Annotated in this window: 26 protein-coding genes; 15 read left to right on the top strand and 11 right to left on the bottom strand. The window is 44.0% G+C overall.

The window, feature by feature from the left end:
* Position 1: 1 nt before the first annotated feature.
* Genes hisA through hisIE form a run of 3 tightly spaced genes read left to right on the top strand, consistent with a single transcriptional unit; the run spans position 2 to position 2131 of the window.
* Complete coding sequence (gene hisA / locus ACRRSW_RS13005; RefSeq protein ID WP_432452797.1) at positions 2–754, top strand: 1-(5-phosphoribosyl)-5-[(5-phosphoribosylamino)methylideneamino]imidazole-4-carboxamide isomerase; 753 nt, start codon at positions 2–4, stop codon at positions 752–754.
* Positions 744–1517 (top strand): imidazole glycerol phosphate synthase subunit HisF, encoded by a 774-nt coding sequence (gene hisF, locus ACRRSW_RS13010; RefSeq protein WP_432452796.1) that lies wholly within the window; start codon positions 744–746, stop codon positions 1515–1517. Before hisA ends, hisF begins: the two co-directional genes overlap by 11 nt.
* Positions 1514–2131, top strand: a complete 618-nt coding sequence (gene hisIE / locus ACRRSW_RS13015; protein ID WP_432459540.1) for a bifunctional phosphoribosyl-AMP cyclohydrolase/phosphoribosyl-ATP diphosphatase HisIE — start codon at positions 1514–1516, stop codon at positions 2129–2131. The genes hisF and hisIE overlap by 4 nt, the downstream gene beginning before the upstream one ends.
* 517 nt (positions 2132–2648) lie before the next feature.
* Here hisIE and ACRRSW_RS13020 read toward each other — a convergent pair.
* A complete protein-coding gene (locus tag ACRRSW_RS13020) occupies positions 2649–2873 on the bottom strand; it encodes a hypothetical protein (RefSeq protein WP_432459541.1) in 225 nt (74 codons plus the stop codon).
* A gap of 201 nt (positions 2874–3074) precedes the next feature.
* Between ACRRSW_RS13020 and ACRRSW_RS13025 the strand changes: the two genes are divergently transcribed.
* The 4 genes from ACRRSW_RS13025 (at position 3075) to ACRRSW_RS13040 (ending at position 5655) form a co-directional block, all read left to right on the top strand.
* Positions 3075–3416, top strand: a complete 342-nt coding sequence (locus ACRRSW_RS13025) for a zinc ribbon domain-containing protein YjdM (protein ID WP_432452794.1) — start codon at positions 3075–3077, stop codon at positions 3414–3416.
* A 222-nt stretch (positions 3417–3638) separates the two neighbouring features.
* Positions 3639–4259: a GDSL-type esterase/lipase family protein gene (locus ACRRSW_RS13030; protein WP_432459542.1), complete on the top strand. Its 621-nt coding sequence runs from the start codon at positions 3639–3641 to the stop codon at positions 4257–4259.
* Positions 4260–4414: 155 nt separating this feature from the next.
* Complete coding sequence (yfcE, locus tag ACRRSW_RS13035; RefSeq protein ID WP_432459543.1) at positions 4415–4960, top strand: phosphodiesterase; 546 nt, start codon at positions 4415–4417, stop codon at positions 4958–4960.
* A 110-nt stretch (positions 4961–5070) separates the two neighbouring features.
* Complete coding sequence (locus tag ACRRSW_RS13040) at positions 5071–5655, top strand: TetR/AcrR family transcriptional regulator (RefSeq protein ID WP_432459544.1); 585 nt, start codon at positions 5071–5073, stop codon at positions 5653–5655.
* Between the two features lie 62 nt (positions 5656–5717).
* Here ACRRSW_RS13040 and ACRRSW_RS13045 read toward each other — a convergent pair whose 3' ends face one another.
* Positions 5718–7718, bottom strand: coding sequence for an oxidoreductase (locus tag ACRRSW_RS13045; RefSeq protein WP_432459545.1), 2001 nt, complete (start codon positions 7716–7718; stop codon positions 5718–5720).
* Between the two features lie 380 nt (positions 7719–8098).
* A complete protein-coding gene (locus tag ACRRSW_RS13050; protein WP_432459547.1) occupies positions 8099–8668 on the bottom strand; it encodes a TonB-dependent receptor in 570 nt (189 codons plus the stop codon).
* A gap of 271 nt (positions 8669–8939) precedes the next feature.
* On the opposite strand from ACRRSW_RS13050, the gene ACRRSW_RS13055 reads away from it, so the two are divergent.
* From ACRRSW_RS13055 to ACRRSW_RS13065, 3 genes are all read left to right on the top strand, one after another.
* Entirely contained in the window at positions 8940–9929 is a 990-nt protein-coding gene (locus tag ACRRSW_RS13055; RefSeq protein ID WP_432452788.1) for a DUF2333 family protein, read from the top strand.
* Positions 9930–10010: 81 nt separating this feature from the next.
* Positions 10011–10304 carry a DUF1244 domain-containing protein gene (locus ACRRSW_RS13060; RefSeq protein ID WP_432452787.1) on the top strand — a complete coding sequence of 98 codons (294 nt, stop codon included), beginning with the start codon at positions 10011–10013 and terminating at the stop codon, positions 10302–10304.
* A gap of 97 nt (positions 10305–10401) precedes the next feature.
* Positions 10402–11091, top strand: coding sequence for a DUF2982 domain-containing protein (locus ACRRSW_RS13065; RefSeq protein ID WP_432452786.1), 690 nt, complete (start codon positions 10402–10404; stop codon positions 11089–11091).
* Here ACRRSW_RS13065 and lpxM read toward each other — a convergent pair.
* From lpxM to ACRRSW_RS13080, 3 genes are all read right to left on the bottom strand, one after another.
* A complete protein-coding gene (gene lpxM / locus ACRRSW_RS13070; RefSeq protein WP_432459548.1) occupies positions 11088–12035 on the bottom strand; it encodes a lauroyl-Kdo(2)-lipid IV(A) myristoyltransferase in 948 nt (315 codons plus the stop codon). The two genes, ACRRSW_RS13065 and lpxM, sit on opposite strands and share 4 nt — an antisense overlap.
* Before the next feature lie 90 nt (positions 12036–12125).
* Positions 12126–12455 (bottom strand): antibiotic biosynthesis monooxygenase family protein, encoded by a 330-nt coding sequence (locus ACRRSW_RS13075; RefSeq protein ID WP_432452784.1) that lies wholly within the window; start codon positions 12453–12455, stop codon positions 12126–12128.
* Between the two features lie 81 nt (positions 12456–12536).
* The gene (locus tag ACRRSW_RS13080) at positions 12537–13553 is read right to left on the bottom strand and encodes an adenosine deaminase (protein WP_432459549.1); all 1017 of its coding nucleotides are present in this window, start codon (positions 13551–13553) and stop codon (positions 12537–12539) included.
* Between the two features lie 749 nt (positions 13554–14302).
* Here ACRRSW_RS13080 and ACRRSW_RS13085 point away from each other — a divergent pair.
* The 3 genes from ACRRSW_RS13085 to asnB all read left to right on the top strand — a co-directional run bounded on the left by ACRRSW_RS13085 (position 14303) and on the right by asnB (position 18523).
* Positions 14303–15052, top strand: a complete 750-nt coding sequence (locus ACRRSW_RS13085) for an HAD-IIA family hydrolase (protein ID WP_432456174.1) — start codon at positions 14303–14305, stop codon at positions 15050–15052.
* A 19-nt stretch (positions 15053–15071) separates the two neighbouring features.
* Positions 15072–16682: a cation:proton antiporter domain-containing protein gene (locus ACRRSW_RS13090; protein WP_432452782.1), complete on the top strand. Its 1611-nt coding sequence runs from the start codon at positions 15072–15074 to the stop codon at positions 16680–16682.
* Positions 16683–16858: 176 nt separating this feature from the next.
* Positions 16859–18523, top strand: coding sequence for an asparagine synthase B (asnB, locus tag ACRRSW_RS13095; protein WP_432452781.1), 1665 nt, complete (start codon positions 16859–16861; stop codon positions 18521–18523).
* A gap of 84 nt (positions 18524–18607) precedes the next feature.
* Here asnB and ACRRSW_RS13100 read toward each other — a convergent pair whose 3' ends face one another.
* The 4 genes from ACRRSW_RS13100 to apt all read right to left on the bottom strand — a co-directional run bounded on the left by ACRRSW_RS13100 (position 18608) and on the right by apt (position 22364).
* Complete coding sequence (locus ACRRSW_RS13100; protein WP_432452780.1) at positions 18608–19033, bottom strand: DUF3010 family protein; 426 nt, start codon at positions 19031–19033, stop codon at positions 18608–18610.
* Between the two features lie 88 nt (positions 19034–19121).
* Positions 19122–19448 carry a YbaB/EbfC family nucleoid-associated protein gene (locus ACRRSW_RS13105; RefSeq protein WP_432459550.1) on the bottom strand — a complete coding sequence of 109 codons (327 nt, stop codon included), beginning with the start codon at positions 19446–19448 and terminating at the stop codon, positions 19122–19124.
* A gap of 71 nt (positions 19449–19519) precedes the next feature.
* Positions 19520–21805 carry a DNA polymerase III subunit gamma/tau gene (gene dnaX, locus ACRRSW_RS13110; protein ID WP_432452778.1) on the bottom strand — a complete coding sequence of 762 codons (2286 nt, stop codon included), beginning with the start codon at positions 21803–21805 and terminating at the stop codon, positions 19520–19522.
* A gap of 13 nt (positions 21806–21818) precedes the next feature.
* Complete coding sequence (gene apt / locus ACRRSW_RS13115) at positions 21819–22364, bottom strand: adenine phosphoribosyltransferase (protein WP_432452777.1); 546 nt, start codon at positions 22362–22364, stop codon at positions 21819–21821.
* Positions 22365–22785: 421 nt separating this feature from the next.
* Between apt and ACRRSW_RS13120 the strand changes: the two genes are divergently transcribed.
* On the top strand, positions 22786–23727 hold the full coding sequence (locus ACRRSW_RS13120) for a tRNA-dihydrouridine synthase (RefSeq protein ID WP_432452776.1): 942 nt from the start codon (positions 22786–22788) through the stop codon (positions 23725–23727).
* Between the two features lie 172 nt (positions 23728–23899).
* Positions 23900–24274: a TraR/DksA family transcriptional regulator gene (locus ACRRSW_RS13125; RefSeq protein ID WP_432452775.1), complete on the top strand. Its 375-nt coding sequence runs from the start codon at positions 23900–23902 to the stop codon at positions 24272–24274.
* A 239-nt stretch (positions 24275–24513) separates the two neighbouring features.
* Here the strand turns inward: ACRRSW_RS13125 and ACRRSW_RS13130 are convergent, their stop codons facing one another.
* On the bottom strand, positions 24514–25539 hold the full coding sequence (locus tag ACRRSW_RS13130) for a porin (protein WP_432459551.1): 1026 nt from the start codon (positions 25537–25539) through the stop codon (positions 24514–24516).
* Positions 25540–25959 lie beyond the last annotated feature (420 nt).

The following is a 25959-nucleotide window of genomic DNA, read 5'->3' on the forward strand; positions in this document are numbered from 1 at the left end:
CATGATCATTCCTGCTTTAGATCTCATCGACGGAAAGATTGTGCGTTTGTTCCAAGGAGATTACGCGCAAAAAACCATTTATGGGGACGACCCGCAAGCCCAGTTTTCGGACTACCACAGCCAAGGCGCTGATTGGTTACACCTAGTCGACTTAGATGGTGCTAAAGATACCAGCGCTCGCCAACTCGACGTAATCGCTCAGCTACTTAAAAACACCCCCGCAAAAATTCAGATTGGTGGCGGTGTACGCAGTGAGCAAGACGTAAAAGACTTACTCGATGCGGGCGCAGAACGAGTAGTGATCGGCTCCACTGCCGTTAAACAGCCACAAGTTGTGGCGCAGTGGATGGAAAAATACGGCGCCGAGCACATTGTGCTAGCACTAGACATTAACATCGACGCGCAGGGCAACAAAGTGGTCGCGGTATCGGGCTGGCAAGAAGACAGCGGCGTGACCATTGAAGAGTTAGTGGCAATTTACGCCCCGGTGGGCCTGAAACACGTCTTATGTACCGACATTTCTAAAGACGGTACTCTCGAGGGTTCAAACGTCAGCTTATACCGCGAGTTATGTGCTCAGTATCCAGATATTCAGTGGCAAAGTTCTGGTGGCATTGGCAACTTAGATGACATAGCAGCCTTAACCGACACGGGTGTTGCTGGGGTGATTGTTGGCCGAGCGCTGTTAGAAGGCAAGTTTACCGTAAAACAAGCCATCGCTTGTTGGCAGCAAGGAGGCAATAATGCTCGCTAAACGAATAATTCCCTGCCTAGACGTCAAAGACGGCATGGTGGTTAAAGGCGTGAAATTTCGAAACCACGAAATTATTGGCGACATCGTGCCACTGGCGAAACGTTACGCTGAAGAAGGCGCCGACGAACTGGTGTTTTACGATATTACCGCCAGCTCTGATCAGCGGGTGGTGGATAAAAGCTGGGTCAGCCGTGTTGCCGAAGTGATCGACATTCCCTTTTGTGTCGCCGGCGGTATTAAAACCATCGAAGACGCCAACCGCACCTTGCAAAACGGTGCCGACAAGATCTCGATTAACTCCCCTGCTTTAGCCGATCCAAGTTTAATTACTAAACTGGCCGACAAATTTGGCGTGCAGTGCATCGTGGTCGGTATCGATTCTTACTACTGCGAAGAAACCCAACAATACCAAGTGAAACAATTTACTGGCGATGAAAAACGCACCGTGACCACCACCTGGAACACCTTTGATTGGGTGAAAGAAGTGCAAGCTCGTGGCGCTGGCGAAATTGTACTCAATGTCATGAACCAGGATGGGGTGCGCCAAGGTTACGATTTAGAACAACTCAGCCGAGTGCGTGAGATTTGTCATGTGCCCTTAATCGCCTCTGGCGGAGCCGGCGAAATGCAGCATTTTAAAGACGCCTTTAAAATTTCCGACGTCGATGGCGCACTCGCCGCCAGCGTATTTCATAAAAGCATTATTGATATTGGCGAACTCAAGCAATATCTCAAACAACAACAGGTGGCAATTCGACTATGAGCCAATTTGAACAGTTAAACCAACAAATCGATTGGGACAAAGTTGAAGGCTTGATCCCTGCCGTGGTACAAAACGACCACAGTGGTCAAGTTTTGATGCTCGGCTATATGAATTCAGATGCGCTAGCAAAAACCCTTGAAAGCAAACAGGTCACCTTCTTTAGTCGCAGCAAACAGCGACTGTGGACCAAGGGGGAAACCTCGGGTAATGTGCTTCAGCTAAAAAGCATCAGCCTAGACTGTGACCAAGACACCCTACTGGTGGCAGTAGAGCCGATTGGCCCCACCTGTCACAAAGGAACCCAAAGCTGTTTTGACGGCCACAGCGAGCCGAAGCTTACCTTTATTGCCCAACTGCAAGCGGTATTGGCCGAACGGAAATTAGCCGACCCAGAACAAAGCTACACCGCGAGCCTATTTGCTCGCGGCACCAAACGGATTTGCCAAAAAGTCGGTGAAGAAGGCGTAGAAGTGGCGCTAGCGGCCATGGCCAACGATCGCGAAGAACTGATCAACGAAAGCTCTGATTTACTCTATCACTTGCTGGTATTGCTAGAAAAACAAGAAGTCGGTTTTGATGAAGTCGTGGCTTGTTTACAGGCTAGGCATAAGTAACTTTTTTATGACTTAACCTTAAAAAGCCTCTATTAAAGAGGCTTTTTTGTTTCACTTGATTGCTCATCAAATCAGACTTTACGAGTTAAATACTCAATATTTAATCTTCTAAAAAATAGCGATAACAATTACTTAGTAGGCTATATCCAGAACCACAATTGATTAATAACGATGAAATAATAAATTGCCGCTGAAAGATACAAAACCAGAGATGAAAAATTGTAATACCATGTTAATTTTATATCTTTGCTGCGCGCATGGCGCTTAAGCGCTCATCAACTAAGGGGTGCTTTTAGCTCTTTATTTACAATCACTATAGCGTAAGTGATAATGCGAGCACCGTAAGCTTTATCCCGTGTTGCTGGTCCGCAGCCTTGCTCCACGAGCTTATGGTCCAAATAGCGAACACTCATTTTTCTAAAGACTCTCGTCGCTATCTCCCAGTTTAAAAATAAAGAACATTGCTATCGAGGCGAGAGAATTTAAATTAATCATGATTGTTTATTCTATGAGGTGATTAAGCTAATACCAAGTCATACGCTTCCGTTGCTAGTGACCGTCCTATCACATCTCCGGTAACTGCTGCAAAGTAACCCACGGTTAAGCCAATACCAATAGCCACTACCCAGCCAACAGGTGTAGCGAACATCGCAATCTCCAATAATGATGATGTTACAGTTAAGCCTGCTGCTATGGTAATAATCCCATTTTTAACCGCAACAAAACTAGACAACTTAGCCATTGTAATTGGAATACTCAAAGGGATATGACAGATCAGACATTAACGACTACACCTTGGTTGGCCTGTTTAACTAGCTGACTGACGCAATTTTCCCTATAATAGCCCCACAAAATACGGCTACTAGTCGCCTAAAGCCAACTTTGGCTTAGGTATAACTGTTTCAAAAAGCCACCCTAAATTGAAGACTAAAGAGAACTTACCATGAGCGATATCCCTCCTTGCCCTAAATGTGAATCAGCCTATGTTTACCAAGATGGTTCACTACTTATTTGCCCAGAGTGCGCGCATGAGTGGAACCCAAACGAAGTAGCAGTGGACCCTGATGCCATTGTATTAAAAGACGCGGTAGGTAACCTATTGGCTGAAGACGACAAAGTAACCTTGATTAAAGATCTAAAAGTGAAAGGCTCTTCTTTAGTATTAAAAGTAGGCACCAAAGCGGTGATTAAGCGCTTTGTGGATGCAGACCACGACATCGACTGTAAAGTAGATGGCCACGGCAGCATGATGCTGAAGTCAAAGTTCGTGCGAAAACAAAGCTAAGAAATTGAATCACCAACGTTAAAAAAACCTGCATAAGCAGGTTTTTTTATCTCTGAACTATCCGACATAATGCCAAAAAGTCGATTTAGATCAATATGCTAGCAAGCTCATATGGCTAGAGTAATCACCAAGTTTCCACCGATGAGACCTTGTCTAGCCGATGCAGCAACCACGCAAGATGGTTTATACATCACGGTAAAAAAATAGCTTGGTAAAATTATAATGATTAAAGTCCTTTGCTTCGGCGACTCCAATACTTGGGGCTACTCACCTAAGAATGGTCAACGCCTTCCCCTTGACGCACGCTGGCCGGGTGTATTAGGCAACTTACTCGGTGACCATTTCCAGGTAATTGAGGAAGGTCAGCCCGGCCGCACCAGCTACCGAAATGCCACTGAATTTGGCTTACAGCGCGGGATTGAAGCGCTGTTAGAAAAAGTCTCTCAGCAACAACCACAGTGGCTGGTGGTGATGCTAGGCACCAATGACCTATACCCAGCCTTTGAGCTAAGTGCTGAGCAAGTTGCCGCAAATCTGCAGCGTATGATTGTTGAATTACGAACGCATTGCCTAAGCCTGCAGATTGCTGCTCCACATGTATTCGTGCTAGCGCCGCCCACGGTCAATAACAACGGTAATTTTGCGAAGTACTTTCGGGGAGCGAGTGAAAAGTCCAAGCAGCTAGCAAAGCATTATCAAGTCGTAGCAAAATCACTTGAGTGTGGATTCTTAGATGTAGGAAAACTGGTAATGGTTGATCCTCAAGATGGGGTTCACCTGAACGGCGCTGAGCATCGAGTGCTGGCAAGTGCTGTGGCCGCCAAACTGCGGCAATTGATATAGTAGCTGCCTCATACCACTTTGCAGAACAGCATAAGTCAATGGCTGCCGAACAGACTCATTTGCGCTAAAATCATAGACGTTTTATGGCCAAGCAAGGCCTTTATTTTGTTTTCCTAAACACGATATTATTGGGGTTTAGGTTGAAAGGAAGATTTATGCTATTTGTATGTTCCGATATTCATGGCGACCATCAAGCTTTACAGCTCACCCTAGCCGCTTTTGAGCGCAGTGGCGCTTCGCATTTTATCTGTTTGGGGGATGTACTCAGTCACGGACCGCGTAATCCGCTCCCCGAACACTATGCGCCTTTGGCGGTAGCAGCAGATTTAAACAAAATTGCGGAACGTATTATTGCAGTACGAGGTAATTGTGACAGCGAGGTCGACCAAGCCTTGTGTGATTTCCCCTTGTTAGCCGACTATAACCAGTTAGTACTCGGTAAGCGTAAGGTATTTCTTTGCCATGGCCACCAGTACGGGCCAAACAAGCTGCCGCCTTTGGCTGAAGGCGACCTACTCGTAAGCGGCCATAGCCATATTCCACAAGCGAGCCAAGAAGGCTCTCATTTTGTGCTTAACCCAGGTTCTGTTTCCATGCCGCGCCAAGATTGGCAGGCCAGTTATGCGCTAATCACCGAGCAGCTATTGCGAGTTTGCAGCTTAATTGATAACAAGCCCCTACTCACTTGCAGCTTGAGCTAGGGCAATTGGGCGTAGTATAAAAAATACCACTTGTATCCATAAGGGCTCGTATTACACTGAGCGACACACATCAATGGCTTGATAACTGGTTCAAATAGATTGGGAAGTAGATGGATAAAAAATTGACCTCAAGACAGCAAAAAAGCCTTATCACCAAGAAAAAACTCTATAACAGTGCCTTAGCTTTAATGAATGACTCGAATATCGAAGACATTACCATCAGTCATATTTGTTCGAGTGCAGGGGTCTCGGTAGGCTCCTTTTATAAGCATTTCGCCACCAAAACCGATATTTTTGTCGAAATGTATGATCAAGCGGATGATTTTTTCGAAGAAAAGTATACCGTTCAGAAAACGACTAGCACCACCAAAGAGGCTATTCTTGAGTACTTTGAAACCTACGCTCAATACCATCTGAAAGTCGGTTTACAGACCGTAAAACAACTCTATACCTGCAATAATAAGCTCTTCATTATGAAAGGCCGCAATATGCAAAAGTTTCTGACCTTGATCATCCAACAGGGACAAAAAAATCATCAGATTGACGAAACGACAAGCGCTGAAAAATTAACAGAGTATCTTTTCATTTCGGCACGCGGACTCATTTACAACTGGTGCCTTCATGATGGTCATCTGGACTTATCAGCTGAAATGAACATTTATATGCAGCGCTTATTAAAGTCGATTGCTGCTTAAAATGCGACAAATTGGCCACCTTTATTTTGCTTATAAAGGTGGCTCAAAAAGTAACATAGCCGCTATATATTTCTTGCTACTTCATAAGCATCCCAGATCGCATACATAATATTTTGTACCTGTTTTGCATCCCCCAGCAAGTAGCTTTGCGGCAGCTCATTTCGCAAGGACTCGTAAAGATTACGTTGAGAATTATAACCAACCGCCAAAATCGCCGAATCCGCAGCCAGAACAGTTTCTTCACCATCGGAATTCTTCAATACAAAGCCTTGCTCAGTAGCCCCGGAAACCACGCAATTGGTCAGTAATTCGATATTCTTATAAGCCACTAAGTCCCGTAACATGTCTTCATTCGCATGACATAATGGCCCTCCAATGGTGAGTATATCGCCTTGCATTTCCACCAATGAAACCTGCTTCCCTTGATCGGCCAACCATAAAGCCGTCTCACAACCAACTAGACCGCCCCCAATAATCAGCGTCGATTGCCCCGGATCTTGATGACCAAGTAATACATCTTCAGCCGAATACACATTGGTTGCAGCATCAATTGCAAATTTTCTAGGTGTTGAACCGGTTGCAAAAATCACAACATCCGCATTTTGTTCAATAATCATCGCCTTACTTAATGGACTATTTAAATGCACATCTACTTTGAGATCTTGCAGCTCAGCTTGATACCAGTTTGCCAAATCATGATCATCTTCTTTAAAATCTGGTACCCCGCCCGGAATTAAGTTCCCGCCCAAACGCGATGCTTTTTCGTAAAGCTTAACTCGATGGCCGCGAAGAGCTGAAACCCGGGCCGCTTCGCAGCCCGCAGGGCCGCCGCCAACCACCAACACACTTTTTTGCTGATCGCTGTTCGTGATCGCATAGTCTAACTCTCGGCCACAGGCCGGATTTACCGCGCAGGAGATAACCGCATAGCTGGCCAATCGACCCATACATCCTTCTTGGCAAGAAAGACAAGGGCGCACCTTATTGAATTTATCGGCTCTAATTTTGTTGGGTATCTCTGAATCGGCTAGCAAAGGACGCCCTAAGGCAATAAAATCAGTTTGCCGTTCACGAATGGCTTGGCTTGCCAAATCAGGGTTTTCCATTCGCCCTGCCGTAATCACCGGCACCTGAAGTACTTCTTTCAAAATTTGATTATAAGGCAGGTATAAACCCTTCTCTTGGTACATTGGTGGATGTGCCCAATACCAAGAATCATAAGAGCCAACATCTCCGTTAAAAGCATCATAACCAGCGGCTTCTAAAATTTTAGCCGCTTCGATCCCTTCTTGAATATCTCGACCTTTTTCAACAAATTCTTCATTGGGTAAGCCGCCCTTACACCAATCCTTAATAAAGCTTTTGATGCTATAACGCAGTGACACCGGATAATCTGCCCCACACTCCGCCTTAATCGCTTGAACAATTTCAATCGCAAAACGAAGTCGGTTCTGCAAACTACCACCGTATTGATCAGTCCTTTGGTTAAAAAATGATATCGCGAACTGATCGAGTAGATAACCTTCATGGACCGCGTGAATTTCAATACCATCGAATCCGGCTTTTTTGGCTATTGCCGCCGACTCAGCAAATTTACCAACATAGCGATGAATTTCTTCTATGCTTAACTCCCGACACGTTACCTCGGGCAACCAACGATGTGGAATGGGTGATGGCCCTACCGCCGTATTTCCAACGATCGATGGAATACTCACACGACCGAAACCCGCCGATAACTGTAGAAATATTTTCGACCCATAAGCATGGATCCGCTCAGTCATCATCTTCGCGGTTTTGACAAAATTAAGCGGGTTTAAGGTGGGACAAGGCATGGAAGGTAAAGCGCATTTTTCTATTTCATTTTCAACCATGGTTACACCGGTAATAAGCAAGCCAGTACCGCCACGAGCCCGTTCTACGTAATATTCAACGCCTCTCTCATTAAACGAACCATCTGCGCTACATAAGCCTCCCGGCCCCATCGGCGCCATAACAAATCGATTTTTTATTTCTAAATTACCAATTTTAAAGGGTTCAAACAGGATCTTGTGATGTTCTTTCATGAGAAAGTTCCTCGAGTTAAAAAACAAAAGTGAACGCATTCACCGAATGAGTTCACTATATATGTGTTCTTTGTTTTTTAATCATTATTTTTTGATTAACTGCAATAAGTTTGGAATAGATCAATAAACCATCGCCGGCCTAAAAGCGTTTACAAAAAATTAGAGAGGAAAAGCGACACTGATCGCTGGTTTTGAGCAAGGGCAGCTTAGAACGAAGCCATGCCCTCGCATTGAAAATCTACATCCATTGCTGATTAGGCAAACAAAAAATACAATTTTAACTTTAAATAATGCTCTCAAACGGTCGCATAAGAGTCGCAGTGAGCCTCTTTCAACACATCGCTAGCGCGCTTAACCCCATGGACACATTGCTCGACCTACTATCCTCGATAACCGATGCCAAATACGCCGCCTTCACTTATTGCGTTGTAGCCAAGGCTAAAAATCAAATGACGGCTTGGCGCGTAGCGCAAGCCTAACTCTGCGCCCCATTTTTTTTCGATATCAGTTTGCCAAGTCGGCTGACAATCGCGACACATCGGCGTAATACCACTGGTATAGTGAATACTTCTTTCCAGCATGGCTCCACCGCCATAGATACTAAAATCGTGGCTTAGACTATAACTCAAGCCCAGCCTCAGCATTGTTGAGTCTTGCTGCGCCTCTGCTGGTTCACTCACAAGCAATGATTGTTGTTTCGACTTAGCATACCCAAAGTAGTAGCCCCAATTGGGATAAGCTCGGTCATAATGATTCAATGACAGCGTCACCCCCAACATCGGTTCGGAAACCTGCAAGTAATCGAGATAAACCGCCGACCAGGGCTGGTTTATGACTTCAATCGCTTGAGACTGAGCCATCGCTGGAATCGTATTAGGCAGCACAACAAGCAATACCAGACCCCTTGTAACCAGTTTATTTAAAATACTGCTCTGAGAAGAAAACGCCAATATTTACACCTTTCATCAACAACATCCGTGTAAATATAAATGTCGATATATAAACCGATAATCGGTGAGTCGGTCAAATCAAAAAGTCATCAAAAATAGCACAAGCCTATACCTAGTCGCTAAATACATTTACAGTAGGCTAGTTACGGACAGGCTAGCCATTGATGCTGCATGAGTCGCGCTAATGCAGACCATAGTTTTATTTTAAGCTATTGATTAAATTCACGACTTGACTATGCTGAGAACATTAAATCAGCTTGAGGATGTCTCTATGTTTCAACTCACTGGCCGCAAGGTTATCGGTATTTTTCTGGTGATAGTCATCATCAATTATGTTTTTGCGGTAATTTGGAGTAGTGAGCCCGACCGTATCGACCTAAATAGCTACATGAAAGAGCAAGCACTGGCAAACAATGAACAAGTTGTGACGGGCTATGCGACATCAACCGCTTTGATATTTGTCGCTGAAACCTTATTAAATAAGTCGGGTGGCTACCTTAGCAACGACAAGATGCCACCGAGTGTTTTCATGGATAATATGCCCAGTTGGGAACTTGGCGCTTTAAACCAGATCCGCGATTTGTCACTGATCATGCGTAAAGATTTTAGCCGCTCTCAGGCTCAGTCAGAAGAACACCCTCAACTAAAAATCGCCCAACCAAAGTTTAATATCGATCATACTAGCTGGCAGTTCCCCAGTGCCGAAGGTGAGTACCAAGGTGCGATTAATGCCTTGCTCAAATATCGTAGCCAACTCGCAGACCCAAAAGATCCAAACGCTCAGTTCTATGCAAGAGCAGATAATCTGGTGAATTGGTTGAACGAAGTGCAGTCTCGTTTAGGCGGCATGTCACAAAAACTCTCAGCGTCAGTGGGTAGAGAGCGGATCAATACCAGCCTCGCTGGCGACGAAGGTGCCACTCAGTCTACGTTTGCGCCCTCAGAGTCTCGAGTCAAAACTTCTTGGTGGAAAATTGACGATGTATTTTACGAGGCGCGCGGTGAAGCTTGGGCCTTACTACATTTTTTCCAAGCGGTAGAAATCGATTTTAAAGGTGTATTGGAGAAGAAAAATGCCACCGTTGCGGTTCGCCAAATCGTTCGCGAGTTAGAAGCAACACAAGAGTCAGTATGGAGCCCAATGGTGCTAAACGGTACCGGTTTTGGTTTAGTGGCAAACCATTCGCTGGTCATGGCAAATTATGTGTCTCGTGCTAATGCCGCGATTATTAACCTAAATAACCTTCTCACGAAAGGCTAAGCTCTCTTCTAAGTAGAGCAGCGTTGCTTCACTGCTCTACTGCGTTTACACTTTGTTAACTTTTATTTTTTGGATAACATCATGGATAAACAACAAGCTATTGAAGCAGCCACCTTTCGTCAGCTACTGACTCATCTCGATCAGCATAAAGAAGTTCAAAATATTGAGTTAATGAATCTTGCCGATTTCTGTCGCAACTGCTTAGCCAAGTGGATGGTTGCTGCGGCCGAGGAACAAGGCGTGACTCTCGATTATTCCAGCGCTCAAGAAAAAGTCTACGGCATGCCTTATGCTCAATGGAAAGAGCATCATCAACAACCGGCTACCGAGGAACAACTGGCAATTTTTAACGCGAAACAAGCCGCAAAATCTTAGCCTCAACTGGATATCTATTAAAGAAGCCTATTGCAATGAACCGCGCTTAAGTTCGGTCCGTATATAAACAAACACAATTGTTCATTTGGTGACTTGAATGCCTAAATCGATCTTAATAAAAAGTAAGTTAGGCCATAATGCTAAGGCGCTAATTTTATTGGGTTCGTTATTGGTATTTGCGGCAATAGGCACTCTTTATGTACCAGCCGTGCTGGTTTCCTTAATCGCATCTATGTTGTTTTTTCTTGCCTATTTGGGCATTCGAGTGGGTCTCGCGAAGCTATTTCAACCCGTGTATTCAGTGGTATTATGTTACGACCACCTACAATTTCACCATCGTTACGGGGGATGGAGCCTTCCCTGGGGAAAGTTACAACGGATCGATATCCCTCGACTGCACGATGGGCTCAATTGGCAAGAGATGAATTATGTGGGATTGCGACTAACCGACCCTGACTATCTACTGGATACCTTATCGCCTCGCCTCGCCGCCCACCTACTCACCGAACAACGTAGCGCGCTACTTGCGTCTTTACGACGCAGCTGCGCCCATTGCCAAGACAGCCAGGTGAGTGAGCATCTAATTGAAGATGACTACTACAAGTCGGCGAGTGGTAAGATTTACACTGGATTAACTGGCATGTTTGCCAATCGCATGAAAAAACTCAGAGAATTAACCGGCTACGATCTATTAGTCGACCAGAGTATTTTAGACCGTGAGGCGCAAGACTTTGTAGTACTGGTGAGACGTTATAAAAGCCAAGCCCTACAAAGTCGCGACGGTTAATACCTGGGTTGATCACTACCTTCCACAGTACGAAGTAACTTTAAGCTCCACATATATTGTTCTGGCGAGCGTTGAATGAGTTTCTCGACTTCTTGATTCATCCGTAAAGTATCATCGGCCACGTCAGCGCTGGGATAATCTTGCATGGGTGGGTGAATATAAAGTTTCACCTTATGTCGTTCACTATCATAACCAGCATAAATCGGTATCACTTTAGCACCACTTAACTTAGCCATTTTACCAAGTACAGGTAGCGTAGCTTTTTGGGTCGCAAATAATGGCGTCATCAGACTGGCGTCTGGACCAAAGTCTTCATCGGGGAGGTAAATACAGCCGTAACCAGCACGTACCGCTTTAATTAAGGTTTTAATTCCGGCATCACGTTCAAAAATTACGCCGCCAAAACGAGTCCGTTGTTTGGTCATCACCCAGTCAACAATGGGATCACCCGTTTTTTTAAACATGGTGCACATCTGATGACCGCGGGTACAAAAATAGGTCCCTAAAAAATCTACCGGGTAAGTATGCGGTAACAAAACAATGAAGCGCTCATTATTCGCCAACAAGGCTTGAATATGTTCTTCGCCATCGACCTCGATACGATTTTGCAAATATGCCTTTGAGCGAACGCTCATTTCACCAAAACCTAAAATCAATTGCGCAAAAATCTGCACATTTTTTTCCATCAATTGTTCGCGCGCTGGCGCGTCCATATCAGGAAAACAAAGCGCTAAATTGGTGTCAGCGATGGCACGACGTTTTTTCAGGGCTTTTAAATTAAAAATGCGTTTAGCGATGGCAATCGCGCAACGGTCTCGTAACTTAACGGGAACGAAGGCAAACAATAAAATAAGTCCGCCGAGCAGCCAAGTGCCCCAATATTTTGGGGCTAACCAAGACCAAGAAAAAGAAATGAAAAACGCTTGTGAATCAAACTTTGCCATATAGCTATTCGCGCAACCTTGAAGCTAATCGATACTGCGCGTCAGTTTACTTTGCTTCGCAACGAAAGCAAGTCAGCAAATTTGATCTGCCTAAAATTTGGCATGATTTGTTTCAATACCCATCGCAACAAAATGGTCTAATTGTGGAGACATCAGCAAAGGCTCATCCTGCCACAAGATAGCTTCACGCATCTTGTCTCGAGCCTTAACAACATAGGATTCTGATTCTTTGGAACGCAACCAATGCTCCTTACTTGGCCACTGCGAATACGAGATCCAAGTCCCATCAGAGGCCTTATGTAAGCGCGAGCCCAAGGCACCACATTTATCGACATTAAAATGAATAATTTCCGACCAACCCTCTTTGAAAGATTGAATATGTTGTTCATCTAGTTTCCAACGAAACAATACAACAAACATTGGCACCCTCCTCTGTCACTTATTTATTCAATCAGCACATTCTCATACTATGGTGAAGACTAGTCAGAAAACTCAAGTGGGCTAAGCAAACTCTGCAACGCAGTTATCAATTAATTGCATTAATTCTAGTTTACGGCTTGGGGAAGCATAGCTCGCTTGCACCGCCGTTTTTGCAAGGTGGGTAATTTGAGCTTGCTTCCAATCAAAGGTTTCAGCGCAAGCTTGCATATTTTCCAACAAATAGCCGCCAAAATAAGCAGGGTCGTCGGAATTAATGGTAACCGCTAAACCGAGTTCAAGCATTTCAGGCAGAGGATGGTCGGCCAGCGCTTCAACAACTTTTAATTTAACGTTGCTAAATGGGCAAACCGTTAATGGCATCTTCGCCTCAACCAATTGTTGAACCAATTCAGCATCTTCTAAACAGCGAACCCCGTGGTCGATGCGCGACACATCCAGCAGCTGCCAAGCATCCTGAACATTACTCGCGGGGCCTTCTTCTCCCGCATGCGCTACCCGCTTTAGGCCCAATTGCTTCGCTTGCGCAAATACTCCTTTAAATTTTTCTGGAGGATGGCCTTGCTCACTAGAGTCCAGCCCGACACCAATAATATGTTGAAGATATGGTTTCGCCGCCTCTAGCGTCGCAATGGCTGATTCTTCAGATAAATGACGTAGAAAACACAATATATACTCACAGCTAATACCAAACTGCTGCTCCGCCGCTAGCTTCGCTGCCACCAAACCGTTAATCACAGTTCCAATATCAACGCCCCTATCGGTATGAGTTTGTGGATCGAAAAACACCTCGCAATGCGCCACGTTATCTCGCTGACATGTTTCGAAATAAGCCCAAGCCAAATCAAAAAAATCTTGCTCCGTTTGTAATACATCAGCACCTTGGTAATACAGATCGAGAAATTCTTGAAGATTATTAAAGTTATATGCCTGCTTTAAGGCATCAACCGACGCATAGGGCAAGCGCATATTATTTCGTTCGGCTAAGGCAAACATCAGCTCTGGTTCTAAACTGCCTTCAATATGCAGGTGTAACTCTACTTTCGGGATTTTTTTAATCAACTCAGAACGATTCGACATCTAATGACTCCTTTTTGCCTAGCTTAACAAATCTTTCCAAGCTGTGAACTAACAAACCGTTTCACATCTGTCGGCTAAGCACCTAAATAACTATCAGGCAGTTAAATAAAAACTGGTTTTATTTGATTGATTTTATTGAAAATATAAATGCAGCATGGGTCTCTCACCAGAAACCAATTGAGAAATAACTTGTTTACCGCAATTAATCTTACAAACCAAAACCCGGCTTCTCTAGCGAAGGCCCGACTAGAGAGTCAACTTCCAACCAATCGTTCAAGCAATGGCTTAGAGGATAGTTCTCAAGCAAATCGTCTTTCTTCATCTCTTTTGATCGAGTGGGAGTTGGAGTAGCTAAAGTTTGGTATATATTGTTTAAACAGACCTCAGTAGCGCAACAGACATCGTTATATCTAAGTGATTTAAGATCGGCCCCACCGCCAGCACTTAAGCAACATCAACATCGATTCACCTCCCAAATTAAAAATGTCAGACCTTGTTCAATCCACGTAAGCTTAAATAAACGTTGCGGCGGAGCCACTTTTGTTAAGCCACAGAAGATTAGTTTCCTAGACGCTCTGCAAAATAAGAGCCCTGATGGGTTGCTTGAATTTATCGCATCTCACTTATCTCAGCAAACACTGACCCAATATAAGCTCACAAATATTTAACATTAGTGATTTTTAGCTAGCCCTAAGCTAGCCCCCTAAGTTACTCTGAATCATAGATAATATTGCTAATGAGAGATGATGATGAGCAAAGCAGTTATTTGCGACATTGATGGTGTACTACTGCACGATAACCAACTAATCGAAGGTGCGAAAGCCTTTATCGAACGTCTACTCGCACAAAAAACTAAACTAGTTATTTTAACTAACTATCCAGCGCAAACTCCGCAAGACTTACAGAACCGTTTCCAAACCGCAGGGGTCGAAATACCCGAGAACTGTTTTTACACCTCTGCGATGGCAACCGCAGACTTTTTGAAAAGACAAGAAGGTAACAAAGCCTATGTGGTTGGTGAAGGGGCCTTAATTCATGAACTGTATAGTGCAGGTTTTACCATTACCGATATCAATCCGGATTTCGTAGTGGTCGGTGAAACCAAAAATTACAATTGGAATATGATTCAACATGCCGCCAAATTTGTCGCCGACGGCGCGCAGTTTATCGCCACCAATCCAGATACCCATGGACCCAATTTAACACCCGCCTGTGGCGCGCTGTGTGCTCCCATTGAACGCATGACCGGACGCCAGCCTTTTGTTGTGGGTAAACCCAGTGCCTGGATTATTCGAGCAGCCTTAAATAAAATGGGCGCTCATGCTGAAGAAACTATGATTATCGGTGATAATTTACGTACCGATATTTTGGCTGGGTTTCAAGCTGGCCTCGAAACGATTTTGGTCTTATCGGGCGTGAGCACTGAGCAAGATATTGATGTGGTGCCCTTTAGACCGAATTATATTTTCCCAAACGTTGCCGCCATCGACATCCTATAAAACGATAATTAAGGTATAAATGGATATTTCTTTACTTATCACGATTACTTTTTTGGCGGGCTTTATCGCCCACCTAGCACATTTACCACCACTAATTGGTTTTTTGGCGGCTGGTTTTATATTGCATAATATGGGTTTTGAACAAAATGAACTCATTTCGACCTGTGCTGATTTAGGGGTTACTCTGCTACTCTTTACAGTCGGTCTCAAACTCGATATTAAAACTCTCTTCAGACGTGAAGTTTGGGGCACCGCAAGCGCTCACATGCTAAGTAATATCGCGATATTTGTTGGCTTATTATCGGCTATAAAATGGCTCGGGATCACGAGTATTAGTGAACTCTCAAATACTGGTATTTTGGTATTAGCTTTCGCGCTGTGTTTTTCCAGTACCGTGTTTGCGGTGAAAGTACTGGAAGCCAAAAGTGAAATGAACGCACTCTACGGCCGTGTTGCGATTGGTATTCTGATTATGCAGGATATCTTTGCGGTGATTTTTTTGGCAGCTACCACCGGTAAAGTCCCAACCTTGTATGCACCGCTATTACTATTACTGCTACCACTACGGCCGGTGTTATACAAACTTCTCAATCGCGTCGGTCATGGTGAGCTGCAGCTGGTTCTTGGTTTCTTTCTAACCTTTGTATTAGGTGCTAAATTATTTGATCTCGTCGGATTAAAAGCTGATTTAGGCGCTCTTATTATTGGCATGTTACTGGCTGGCCATCCAGCCGCCAGCGGTATGGCGAAAGCACTATTTAGCTTTAAAGAGCTGTTTCTGGTTGCGTTTTTCTTATCAATTGGACTATCCAGTGAGCTTAGTTTTGAATCCCTCTATATCGCATTATTTATCGTGCTAATGCTGGTATTAAAATCGGCGTTTTATTTACTATATTTACTACTATTTCGATTACGCTCGCGAACCTCGTTTCTCGGTGCAATGAGTTTGGCAAACTATAGCGAGTTTGGCCTGATTGTGATCGCCGTGGCGGTCCACAAGCAATGGTTAGATAGTTCATGGATGGCAACCCTCGCCTTGGCCGTCAGCATGAGCTTCTTAATCGCGGCCCCAATTTATAAAAATGCTGATATTATCTATCAGCTATTTCGACCTTGTCTGAAACGACTACAACGCACAAAATTGCACTTAGAAGACCAACCGATTGAGCTTGGTCAAATGCAAGTGGTCATCTTGGGCATGGGCCGGATTGGTGAAGGTGCCTACGATATGTTGCAACAACACTACCCTGATTTAGTATTAGGTATCGATACCGACTTGGAAAAAATTGAACATCAAATCGAAAGTGGTCGCGCGGTAATACAAGGGGACGCCACCGATTCAGACTTTTGGGAAAAATTAGCCCCCTCCCAAGACTTAAAGTTAGTTCTTCTTGCAATGCCTCATCACCACGGGAACCAGTACGCATTAAAACAACTTAAAAAGGGCTCTTTTACCGGTAAAATTGCCGCAATAGCCCAGTTTGCAGACGATGCTGAAAAACTAAAGCATCTCGGCGCCGATGAAGTATTCAACTTATATAACGAAGCTGGAGCGGGCTTTGCAGAGCACGTTCAATCACAACTCATTAATGATAATAAATCAGTAGAGCAAGACCCAAAAAGTAGCTAGAGATATGTAAAAACGGACAGTTTGTTACAATTTCGTTGTTTTCAGGCTTTTTTTAGCAAAAAAACTGATTCAGGGCTTGCAATAATTTCTGATATTGGCAAATTGAGAGCAATATTTGAGTAAATGGCGAAGCACCATTCACTCGAGGGTAAACACAAAGTAGTTAAGGGAAGAGTATGTGTTCCATATTTGGAGTTCTAGATATAAAATCTGATCTCAGTGTATTGCGTAAGCAAGCACTTGAGATGTCAAAACGTTTACGCCACCGTGGCCCCGACTGGTCAGGTATTTACACATCAAAAAATGCCATCTTAGTGCATGAGCGTTTATCTATTGTTGACGTAAATACTGGCGCACAACCTCTCTACAATCCCGAGAAAACTCACGCGCTTGCCGTTAATGGCGAGATCTACAATCACAAAGATCTTAAAACTCAACTCAATGTCGATTTTGAATTTCAGACCGAGTCCGATTGTGAAATCATTTTGGCCTTATACAAAGAAAAAGGGGTTGAGTTTTTAGATGACTTAAACGGTATCTTTGGTTTTTGTTTGTATGATGCAGAACAAGACGCTTACCTAATTGGTCGCGATCATATTGGGATTATCCCCCTATATACGGGCTACGACGAGCACGGTAACTTTTACGTAGCCTCAGAAATGAAAGCACTGACACCGATTTGTAAAACCGTCAGCGAATTCCCTCCAGGCCATTACTTGTATAGCAAAAACGGCGAGCCCGTTAAATACTACAAACGCGACTGGATGGACTACAGCAATGTAGAAAACAACGATGCCAGTGTAGAAGATCTAAAAGTAGCCTTAGAAGCGGCGGTGAAGCGCCAGTTAATGTGTGACGTTCCATATGGCGTATTACTTTCTGGCGGTCTGGATTCTTCGGTTATCTCTGCGATTACCAAAATGTACGCTGATAAGCGTATTGAAGATAACGATAACTCTGAAGCTTGGTGGCCACAACTACACTCCTTCGCGGTTGGCCTTGTCGGTTCTCCCGATCTTATCGCCGCACAAAAAGTAGCCACACATTTAGGCACCGTTCACCATGAAATTCATTTCACGGTTCAAGAAGGTATCGATGCGCTACAAGACGTTATCTACCATCTAGAAACTTATGATGTCACCACTATTCGCGCATCAACTCCAATGTACTTAATGGCACGTAAGATTAAAGCCATGGGTATTAAAATGGTATTGTCTGGCGAAGGTGCCGACGAGATCTTCGGTGGCTATCTGTATTTCCATAAAGCGCCCAATGACCAAGAGTTCCACGAGGAAACGCTGCGTAAACTTGAAAAGTTACATATGTTCGATTGTAACCGAGCCAACAAGTCTCTTGCCGCTTGGGGCATTGAAGGCCGTGTTCCCTTTCTAGACAAAGAGTTTATGGATGTGGCAATGCGCATTAATCCAAAAGCCAAAATGTGTGCTGGTGACAAGATTGAGAAGCATATTCTACGTGAAGCTTTTGAAGGTTATTTACCCGCAGAAGTCGCTTGGCGTCAAAAAGAACAGTTCTCTGATGGTGTTGGTTACTCTTGGATTGACAGTTTAAAAGAGCTGGTTGAGTTAGAAGTGTCGGATAAAGAGTTAGAGAATGCGGCCTTCCGTTTTCCAATTAATACACCCGATACTAAAGAAGCCTACTTCTACCGTTGTATCTTTGAAGAACACTTCCCACAGGACTCTGCAGCAGAATGTGTGCCCCATGGTAAGTCTGTAGCCTGTTCAACGGCTGAAGCGATTGCTTGGGATGCAAGCTTCGCGAATAATGCCGATCCTTCAGGTCGTGCGGTACTCTCGGTACACAACGAAGCTTACTAAGCTGTTTTAGACTTTAATTGCTTCAAGGCAAACAAAAACCGATGCGCTTGCATCGGTTTTTTTATCGTGAAAAATTACTCATTTTTATTCAGCCATACAAGCAACATAAGCCGTTGTAAAAGCAATTTCTTGGAAGGCTTTAAGACCCGTAGTGGAGAAATCTACAGGCATTGGGTTATCTTTAAGAACCTGTTTTGATTGTGTCGCCGAAATCAACACCACTTTAAGCTCACTAATCAACTCAATCGCAGCTTCTAGTTTAAAACCAACTGCGCCGCCAGCAAACTTACCTTTCATTGGCCGTTGCTTAATTGCAACAACTTCTACTTGATAATCACTCATTAGCTTCGCAAAGGCAAATTGAAACTCTCGAAGATCTTGGGTGCTATTAATGTTAGCCAGTGTTAATCGTCGCGCACGGCAATCAGGGATTAGAAACAAGCCATCATCGAGGCTCAATAGGCTAACAATTACTTCATTACTTTTTATTTCTACGCCACATACTTTCATATTCATACCCGTTAAAAATAGACCGTGCAATCAGTTTATTGCACAAAAAAGGCCGCTAAGCGACCTTTTATCGGTTCGCTGTGCAATATTAAAATGGCATTTTCATACCAGGTGGCATTTGCATGCCACCGGTCACTTCAGCCATTTTGTCTTTGCTGGTTTCTTCTACTCGGCGCACCGCATCGTTGACAGCTGCTGCAAGCAAGTCTTCGATCATATCTTTGTCATCGTCCATCAAGCTGCCATCAATCTCCACTCGACGCACATTATGGTTACCTAACATAACTACTTTCACTAGGCCCGCGCCAGCTTCACCGGTCACTTCCATTTTGGCGATTTCTTCCTGAGCGCGCTGCATGCGATCTTGCATTTGCTGCGCTTGCTTCATAAGGTTGCCCATTCCGCCTTTAAACATAACTGTTCTCTTCTCTTCGGTTAGTTATAACTTCGACATTACATCTAGATTAATGTCGAAAATCAAGTTGTTCAGTGGTATTTAACGCTTTCGCCGACTAATTGTGCGCCAAAACGTTGTTGTAAAATTTGAATGTTAGGATCCGCGAGTAAACGCTGGGTAGCCGCTTCGATATTTTGGGCGTGTAATTGCTGTTGCAATTCAAGAGGGGTCTGTTGCTGACCATCCTCTCCAATATTAATCACCAACTCTATCGGTGCTTGCAAACTGGTACTCAGCTGCTGCTTAAGTTCTGCAACAGAATTTGGTTTCAGCAAATTTTTAAACTCGGGCTTGAGCAATAGTTGCACAGCATTTTCGTTTCGTGAATAAAGAGTATTTATCGCGATTTGACGCGCAATGGGCCCTAAGTTCATCTGGCTGACCATATTGGCCCAAGTTTCATCGTTGCTGCCAATAAACACCGGAACTTGAGCTGCAAGCGCGACCGTTTGTTCTAGGACTTGCGCGGTAGCGTCTTGCACAGTTTCAGACGCTTGAAGGGGTTGAGGCACTGGCGAGCTGGCTGCTACAGACTGAGAGGCGCTCGCCTCTTCAGACTTTTTTTCAGTTTTGCCTCGTCCGCGTAATTGACTGCGTAACTGTAGTAGCGAGGCGGTGTCTTCCGCACCAACCGGAGTCGATGATGATGAATTTATTGGATTGCTTTGCCTAGCATCAGAAAGAGGCTGAGCATATTCGGCAGCATAATTCAGATCAGGCTCGGCTGGTTGCTGATCCATTTCAGCTAACTGCGCATAATAGCTATCATCCACTGGCGGTTGCTGCTCGGTCAGCGGTACCGCTGACTGGCTTGGCTCTGCTGCTAAAACCGTCGGCTTATTCACAACAGCACTTGTTGATTCTGACAGTGAATTATTGGTAGCTGGTGCTGAATGTTGCGATTGTTTGTCAGTCGCTGGGCTGACACTTGAACTTGATTCAGAAACCGAGTCGACCTGCATTGCCTGCTGCGTTATTGGAGGGCTTGAACTCGGTGCATCACTAGACAGTTGCGCCTTTAATTTCGCAATACTTTGTTCGCGTTGTTGTACTCGAGGTTGACCAGTGATCGGTGTTGCAAGCTCACTCACCGCCGAGCTTTGAGTCGCCGGAGTCTGTAATTGATAACCTTGTTGTTCAGCCTGCGCCAAAATCTCCTGCTGCTCTTTGACTAAACTGCTATCAGCAAGCGCTGAATTATCGGGGCCTTGTGCGACAGGCTCTCGCGACGCTGCAATCCCCTGCTCCGCAGGTTGAAAAGCCAACATCCGTAACACACTCATTTCAAAACCAGTTCGAGGATTAGGAGCGTAGGCTAAATCCCGTTTACCAGTAATCACTATTTGATACAAAAGCTGTAACAATTGCGCATCAACCTGTTCGGCCAACATTTGAATCGTTTCATCCTGTTGACTCGCAGGCAATACCTGCGCCATAGCTACATGATGAATTAATTCAGCAAGTTGTTGATGTAAGTGCTCATAGTCGGGAGACATGCTGGCCAACTCAGCAATTTTATTGAAAGCCGATTCACTTTGGCCCGCGACTACATGGCATAATAACTGCCGTAATTGATGGGGATCGAGTACCCCAAGCATATCTAGAACTTGCTGATATTCAAGCGTTTGCTCACAAAGCGCCAGCGCCTGATCAGTCAAACTTAAAGCATCTCGCATACTACCATCGGCGGCATGTGCGAGTGCATTCAGTGCTGGTAGCTGATAACCACGTTGTTCCGCATCCAAGATATGTGCTAATTGACCCGCGATCTGCGGTTCACTCAAAGCTTTTAGGTGAAACTGTAAGCAACGAGATAACACGGTCACCGGCAACTTCTGAGGATCGGTGGTTGCTAATAAAAATTTAACGTGTTCCGGAGGCTCTTCCAGCGTTTTCAACAAAGCATTAAAGCTATGTCGAGATAACATGTGCACTTCATCAATCAAGTACACCTTATAACGACCTTTCGCCGGGCTATATTGCACGTTGTCCAACAGTTCGCGGGTATCTTCAACTTTGGTCCGAGATGCCGCATCAATTTCTAACAAGTCGACAAAGTTACCTTGGTCAACCTCGATGCAATTACTACATTGTCCACAAGGCTGAGATGAAACGCCCAGTTCACAGTTAAGACTCTTGGCAAACAAACGTGCAATAGTCGTTTTACCCACACCACGAGTACCACTAAATAAATAGGCATGGTGAAGACGCTGCTGATCTAAAGAGTTAATCAAGCCCGCGAGAACATGCTGTTGAGCAACCACCTGCTGAAAGGTTTTCGGCCGCCATTTTCTTGCCAGTGCTTGATACTTCATGAATGATACTTTCCTATTCGCCTTCAAACTCAACTAAGCAAGTTGATTCTACCCCAAGGGTGGTTAACTTTTGCGATCCCGGTAAGTCTATCAAATTAATCACAAAAGCCGCATAGTTAATCTCTCCCCCTAAGCGCCGAATCAATTTTACTGCGGCTTCAGCAGTTCCACCAGTCGCTATCAGATCATCGACTAATAAAACCTTATCACCGGGTTCAATTGCATCGGTATGGATCTCTAGCGTGTCCATGCCGTATTCAAGCTCATAACTTTCACCAATCACTGCTCGGGGCAACTTTCCAGGTTTACGTACTGGAATAAAACCAACACCAAGAGCTAAGGCGAGAGGTGCGCCAAAAATAAAGCCGCGTGCTTCAGTACCAACCACCTTGGTGATACCCAGATCTTTAAAAGCTTGATGCCATAATTCAATGACCAGAGCAAAAGCTTTAGGATCTTCAATTAAACTCGTAACATCCCGAAATAAGATCCCCTCTTTTGGGTAATCAGGTATGGTAATAATTGCATCTTTAATATAGTCGAGGTTAATGCTGCTCATGTTATATTCCATTTATCAAAAAAAAACGCCCAAACAATGGTGGGCGCTATTTATAATTTTTAATTATCTCAATTTGACAGGATAAAGCAACGAACAGAAACCGCAAAAATTGCTGCAGTATTAGCCAAATATTTTAATTAAAGACAAACTCAATGGTAGTGTCGGTAACAACAAAGCTACCACAAAACCTAGTAAATAGAATACGTTATAACTTTCTTTAAATTGATGATCCATCAACACTTTTCCCAAAAATTAAACTCAAACAACTTTGATCTAGATCAATTATACTAGAATCACACGCCGTTAAACACCCAAATAAATTATGGAAATAGCTGTCATCGACTCATTTACCCCTCATTAATATCTGTAGCCGTAAGGCCTATGAAACGCTAGACTGTGCGCTTTTGACTGAAGGTAAAATATGCGTGTAGTTCTCGCCCCAATGGAAGGTGTCGCTGATGCGTCAATGCGACAACTATTATCCAGTTGTGGTGGCTACGATTGGTGTGTGACCGAATTTATTCGCGTTACAAATATGCTATTACCTGACAAAGTCTTTTATAAGTATTGTCCTGAGCTCTATGACAATGGTTACATTGACCAGCAAACGCCAGTAAGAGTTCAACTGTTAGGTCAACACCCCACTCCGATGGCAGATAATGCCTGCCGGGCGATCGAGTTAGGCTCACACGGTTTAGACCTAAACTTTGGCTGCCCCAGTAAAACGGTTACGGGAAGTTGCGGTGGTGCATCAATGTTAAAAACCCCCCAGTCAATCTATGACGTGGTACGAGCGGTCCGCCAGGCAGTGCCCACTCTACACACCATTTCGGCTAAAATTCGACTCGGTTGGGAAGATAGAAGTGACTGTTTCGACATCGTGCAAGCGGTACAAGAAGCTGGAGCCGATGAACTCACCATCCATGCTCGCAGTAAACTTGACGGTTACAAAGCGCCCGCGCACTGGCACTATATAAAACAACTCAAACAACGTTATCAAATCCCGATTATCGCCAATGGCGAAGTTTGGGACCGCGAAAGTTACTTGCAATGCCAACACCACAGTGGCTGCGATGATGTGATGATTGGGCGTGGGGCCCTCACTATTCCAAACTTAGCCAAGGTAGTACGTGGAGAAGAATTTCCCTTAAGCTGGCAGGGTGTAATCGCCTTATTGCTCCGATATTCTGAGCACCAGATCAATCACGAGAAATCTAAATACTATCAAAGCCGGGTAAAACAATGGCTCCGCTACTTAGTCGGATTTTATCCACAAGCCGATCAACTATTTAGAGATATTCGTAGCCTAAAGGAGACCCCCTCAATCATTCAAGCCATTGAAGCCCAACACAAGTATCTGTAGCACAACCAAGCCACCCAATACTGATAGAATTAATATTTATTTGTATTAGATCAACAAATAGTGAATAAATGGGGGCTTATAAGTTTATAGGCTTTAGTTTTGATTCACATCATATCTCGAGAGTCAGCCCACTGTTTATACTGCTAACTCACTTTATTATTTGGGGTTAACCGTGGAAACTAGAGATTATCAGCTGCAATTATTACAGCAACTTGAGCAGTTAAAGTCTGAAATAATCTCATTTTTAACTGCCTCAGAAAAATCCAGCATGAAATTAACTGCAGACAAGTTGCAAGCAATGAGTAATGAGCAGTTGATCGATCAGGCCTTAAAGCTTCAATACACCGAACTAAATAATCAATTGAAGCAATTAAAAAGAGTAGATGCTGCTTTGTGCCAAATTGACCTAGGCCTTTATGGTTTATGCAGTGATTGTGAAGAAGTCATCGAGCAAGAACGTTTGGACAACGACCCAAGTACTCAGCGTTGTCAATGTTGCAGTGATAAACATCGACTATCAAGAAGACATCAATGCTTAGCGCTATAAGTACGAAAAGTGTCGCTTACTGAGCGTCAGCACCACTTAAACAAACAATCCGAAATATTGATTATTATTTCGGATTGTTTATGTCCTAATTTATAGCCCGCACTCCAGAAAGCCCTCATTTCAAAACAATCTATTTATCATTTCGTTTATCTTCATCCAACAACAAAAATGCCGCTCAACACTGTGAACGGCAGGGTTTAGTCCCGAGAAACTAAAGCGCTCGCGGATTGCTTAGAAATTTAAAAATTGTAACGAACACCCGCAGCTAAGCGGTTGTCATCAGTCACTGCACCAGACACTGATTTAGAGCTACTGTCCTGATACTCGGTGTACAACAAGATGTCGTTCCAATCATACATGGCACCCACTAAACCAGTTTTTAATTCAGCAGCTGAATGTTTATCTTCCTGGTAGTTCCAGCCAGTGTATAGCTGTAAGCCCATGTCGAGAGTGTACATGAATACACCTTCATGGCCGTTTGCTTTATCCGATACACCATCAGCTGCGGTAAATTCAATATTGTTTTTAAATTCACCGTAAGTCACCGCCGCATAGATAGGACCTTGATTGTAACTAGCCGCAAATACCGCAAGTTTGATGTCTCCGTCGTTGTTTACCGCAACTTTCTCAGCATCGGTGCGGTTCATTTGGTGATAAGTTGCCGCTAAATTCAAACCAAAATCAAAGTCATAAGATAGTGCAGCAGAATAGCTGTCTTTACGGCCTTCTGTTTCATCAGCAAATTGGTATTGAGCGCTAAGGTTTATGTTGTGGAAGCTAGCATTGTATTGCAAAGCATCGTTGGCACGACCAGTACCCGTTTCACCAGATTCACCATCGTACAAACTCATGGCTGAGCCACCGTAGACCCAAAATACATCAGTTACGGCCGCCACCGTCGAATAAGTAGACCATTGCTTACCATAAGAAACTGAACCGTAGTCCTGATGATCAAAGGCGATAAAACCTAAGCGATTGTAAAATGGTGCATCACTATCGCCATTTGGTGTATTCATACCATATTCTAGAGTCGCTCGTGCAGCAAAGCCATGGCTTAATTGACGAGAGAAGTTAAGGTTTATCCGTGAAGAATTATCTTCTGAACGCAGATCACGCTCACCGTCTTTATTGGCTGACTCAAGCATCAAGTTGATTCGACCACCAACCGAGAATGCATTCTCACCGTCGTTGTAAAGCTCTTGTGCGGTCGTTGTACCCGCGGTGAATAAAGCTGGAATAGCGATAGCTAAAATTGTTTTTTTCATTGTTCCACTGCCTATTAAAGATGAATTATTAGCCTCTTCCATGACCCATTCTTACATCCTACGAATGGTATCCCTGAGCAGTGAAGTCCATCTCACGAGCGATATATTCACCTATAAACAGAACAAATTCAATATATTTACAATATAAATTGAACTTTTTAAAAATTAAAAACCAATAAATAAAATAAACATGACATTTAAATCTAAAGCATTGTGAATACCTAAAAACCATATAAATAACAACATTCATCTATCGGTTGAAGGCTTACAAAAATCAATCCATCGATGGCCTCATCATCCGGCGTTGAAAAACGCCAAGCCCAAGCGATCATCTTCAAACCTTGGAGCCCATTAGCGCTTTGTGTTCAATTTTTATTTAACATGAAATATTATCCATCACAGCTGGAGATATGCGCTGAG

The organism is Agarivorans sp. QJM3NY_25 (genome assembly GCF_050870875.2).
In the GTDB taxonomy this organism is placed as follows: domain Bacteria; phylum Pseudomonadota; class Gammaproteobacteria; order Enterobacterales; family Celerinatantimonadaceae; genus Agarivorans.

Excerpts from the sequence above, each read along its gene's own strand:
- hisA (WP_432452797.1), top strand. The coding sequence starts at position 2 with ATGATCATTCCTGCTTTAGATCTCATCGACGGAAAGATTGTGCGTTTG.
- hisF (WP_432452796.1), top strand. The coding sequence starts at position 744 with ATGCTCGCTAAACGAATAATTCCCTGCCTAGACGTCAAAGACGGCATG.
- hisIE (WP_432459540.1), top strand. The coding sequence starts at position 1,514 with ATGAGCCAATTTGAACAGTTAAACCAACAAATCGATTGGGACAAAGTT.
- ACRRSW_RS13020 (WP_432459541.1), bottom strand. The coding sequence starts at position 2,873 with ATGGCTAAGTTGTCTAGTTTTGTTGCGGTTAAAAATGGGATTATTACC.
- ACRRSW_RS13025 (WP_432452794.1), top strand. The coding sequence starts at position 3,075 with ATGAGCGATATCCCTCCTTGCCCTAAATGTGAATCAGCCTATGTTTAC.
- ACRRSW_RS13030 (WP_432459542.1), top strand. The coding sequence starts at position 3,639 with ATGATTAAAGTCCTTTGCTTCGGCGACTCCAATACTTGGGGCTACTCA.
- yfcE (WP_432459543.1), top strand. The coding sequence starts at position 4,415 with ATGCTATTTGTATGTTCCGATATTCATGGCGACCATCAAGCTTTACAG.
- ACRRSW_RS13040 (WP_432459544.1), top strand. The coding sequence starts at position 5,071 with ATGGATAAAAAATTGACCTCAAGACAGCAAAAAAGCCTTATCACCAAG.
- ACRRSW_RS13045 (WP_432459545.1), bottom strand. The coding sequence starts at position 7,718 with ATGAAAGAACATCACAAGATCCTGTTTGAACCCTTTAAAATTGGTAAT.
- ACRRSW_RS13055 (WP_432452788.1), top strand. The coding sequence starts at position 8,940 with ATGTTTCAACTCACTGGCCGCAAGGTTATCGGTATTTTTCTGGTGATA.
- ACRRSW_RS13060 (WP_432452787.1), top strand. The coding sequence starts at position 10,011 with ATGGATAAACAACAAGCTATTGAAGCAGCCACCTTTCGTCAGCTACTG.
- ACRRSW_RS13065 (WP_432452786.1), top strand. The coding sequence starts at position 10,402 with ATGCCTAAATCGATCTTAATAAAAAGTAAGTTAGGCCATAATGCTAAG.
- lpxM (WP_432459548.1), bottom strand. The coding sequence starts at position 12,035 with ATGGCAAAGTTTGATTCACAAGCGTTTTTCATTTCTTTTTCTTGGTCT.
- ACRRSW_RS13075 (WP_432452784.1), bottom strand. The coding sequence starts at position 12,455 with ATGTTTGTTGTATTGTTTCGTTGGAAACTAGATGAACAACATATTCAA.
- ACRRSW_RS13080 (WP_432459549.1), bottom strand. The coding sequence starts at position 13,553 with ATGTCGAATCGTTCTGAGTTGATTAAAAAAATCCCGAAAGTAGAGTTA.
- ACRRSW_RS13085 (WP_432456174.1), top strand. The coding sequence starts at position 14,303 with ATGAGCAAAGCAGTTATTTGCGACATTGATGGTGTACTACTGCACGAT.
- ACRRSW_RS13090 (WP_432452782.1), top strand. The coding sequence starts at position 15,072 with ATGGATATTTCTTTACTTATCACGATTACTTTTTTGGCGGGCTTTATC.
- asnB (WP_432452781.1), top strand. The coding sequence starts at position 16,859 with ATGTGTTCCATATTTGGAGTTCTAGATATAAAATCTGATCTCAGTGTA.
- ACRRSW_RS13100 (WP_432452780.1), bottom strand. The coding sequence starts at position 19,033 with ATGAAAGTATGTGGCGTAGAAATAAAAAGTAATGAAGTAATTGTTAGC.
- ACRRSW_RS13105 (WP_432459550.1), bottom strand. The coding sequence starts at position 19,448 with ATGTTTAAAGGCGGAATGGGCAACCTTATGAAGCAAGCGCAGCAAATG.
- dnaX (WP_432452778.1), bottom strand. The coding sequence starts at position 21,805 with ATGAAGTATCAAGCACTGGCAAGAAAATGGCGGCCGAAAACCTTTCAG.
- apt (WP_432452777.1), bottom strand. The coding sequence starts at position 22,364 with ATGAGCAGCATTAACCTCGACTATATTAAAGATGCAATTATTACCATA.
- ACRRSW_RS13120 (WP_432452776.1), top strand. The coding sequence starts at position 22,786 with ATGCGTGTAGTTCTCGCCCCAATGGAAGGTGTCGCTGATGCGTCAATG.
- ACRRSW_RS13130 (WP_432459551.1), bottom strand. The coding sequence starts at position 25,539 with ATGAAAAAAACAATTTTAGCTATCGCTATTCCAGCTTTATTCACCGCG.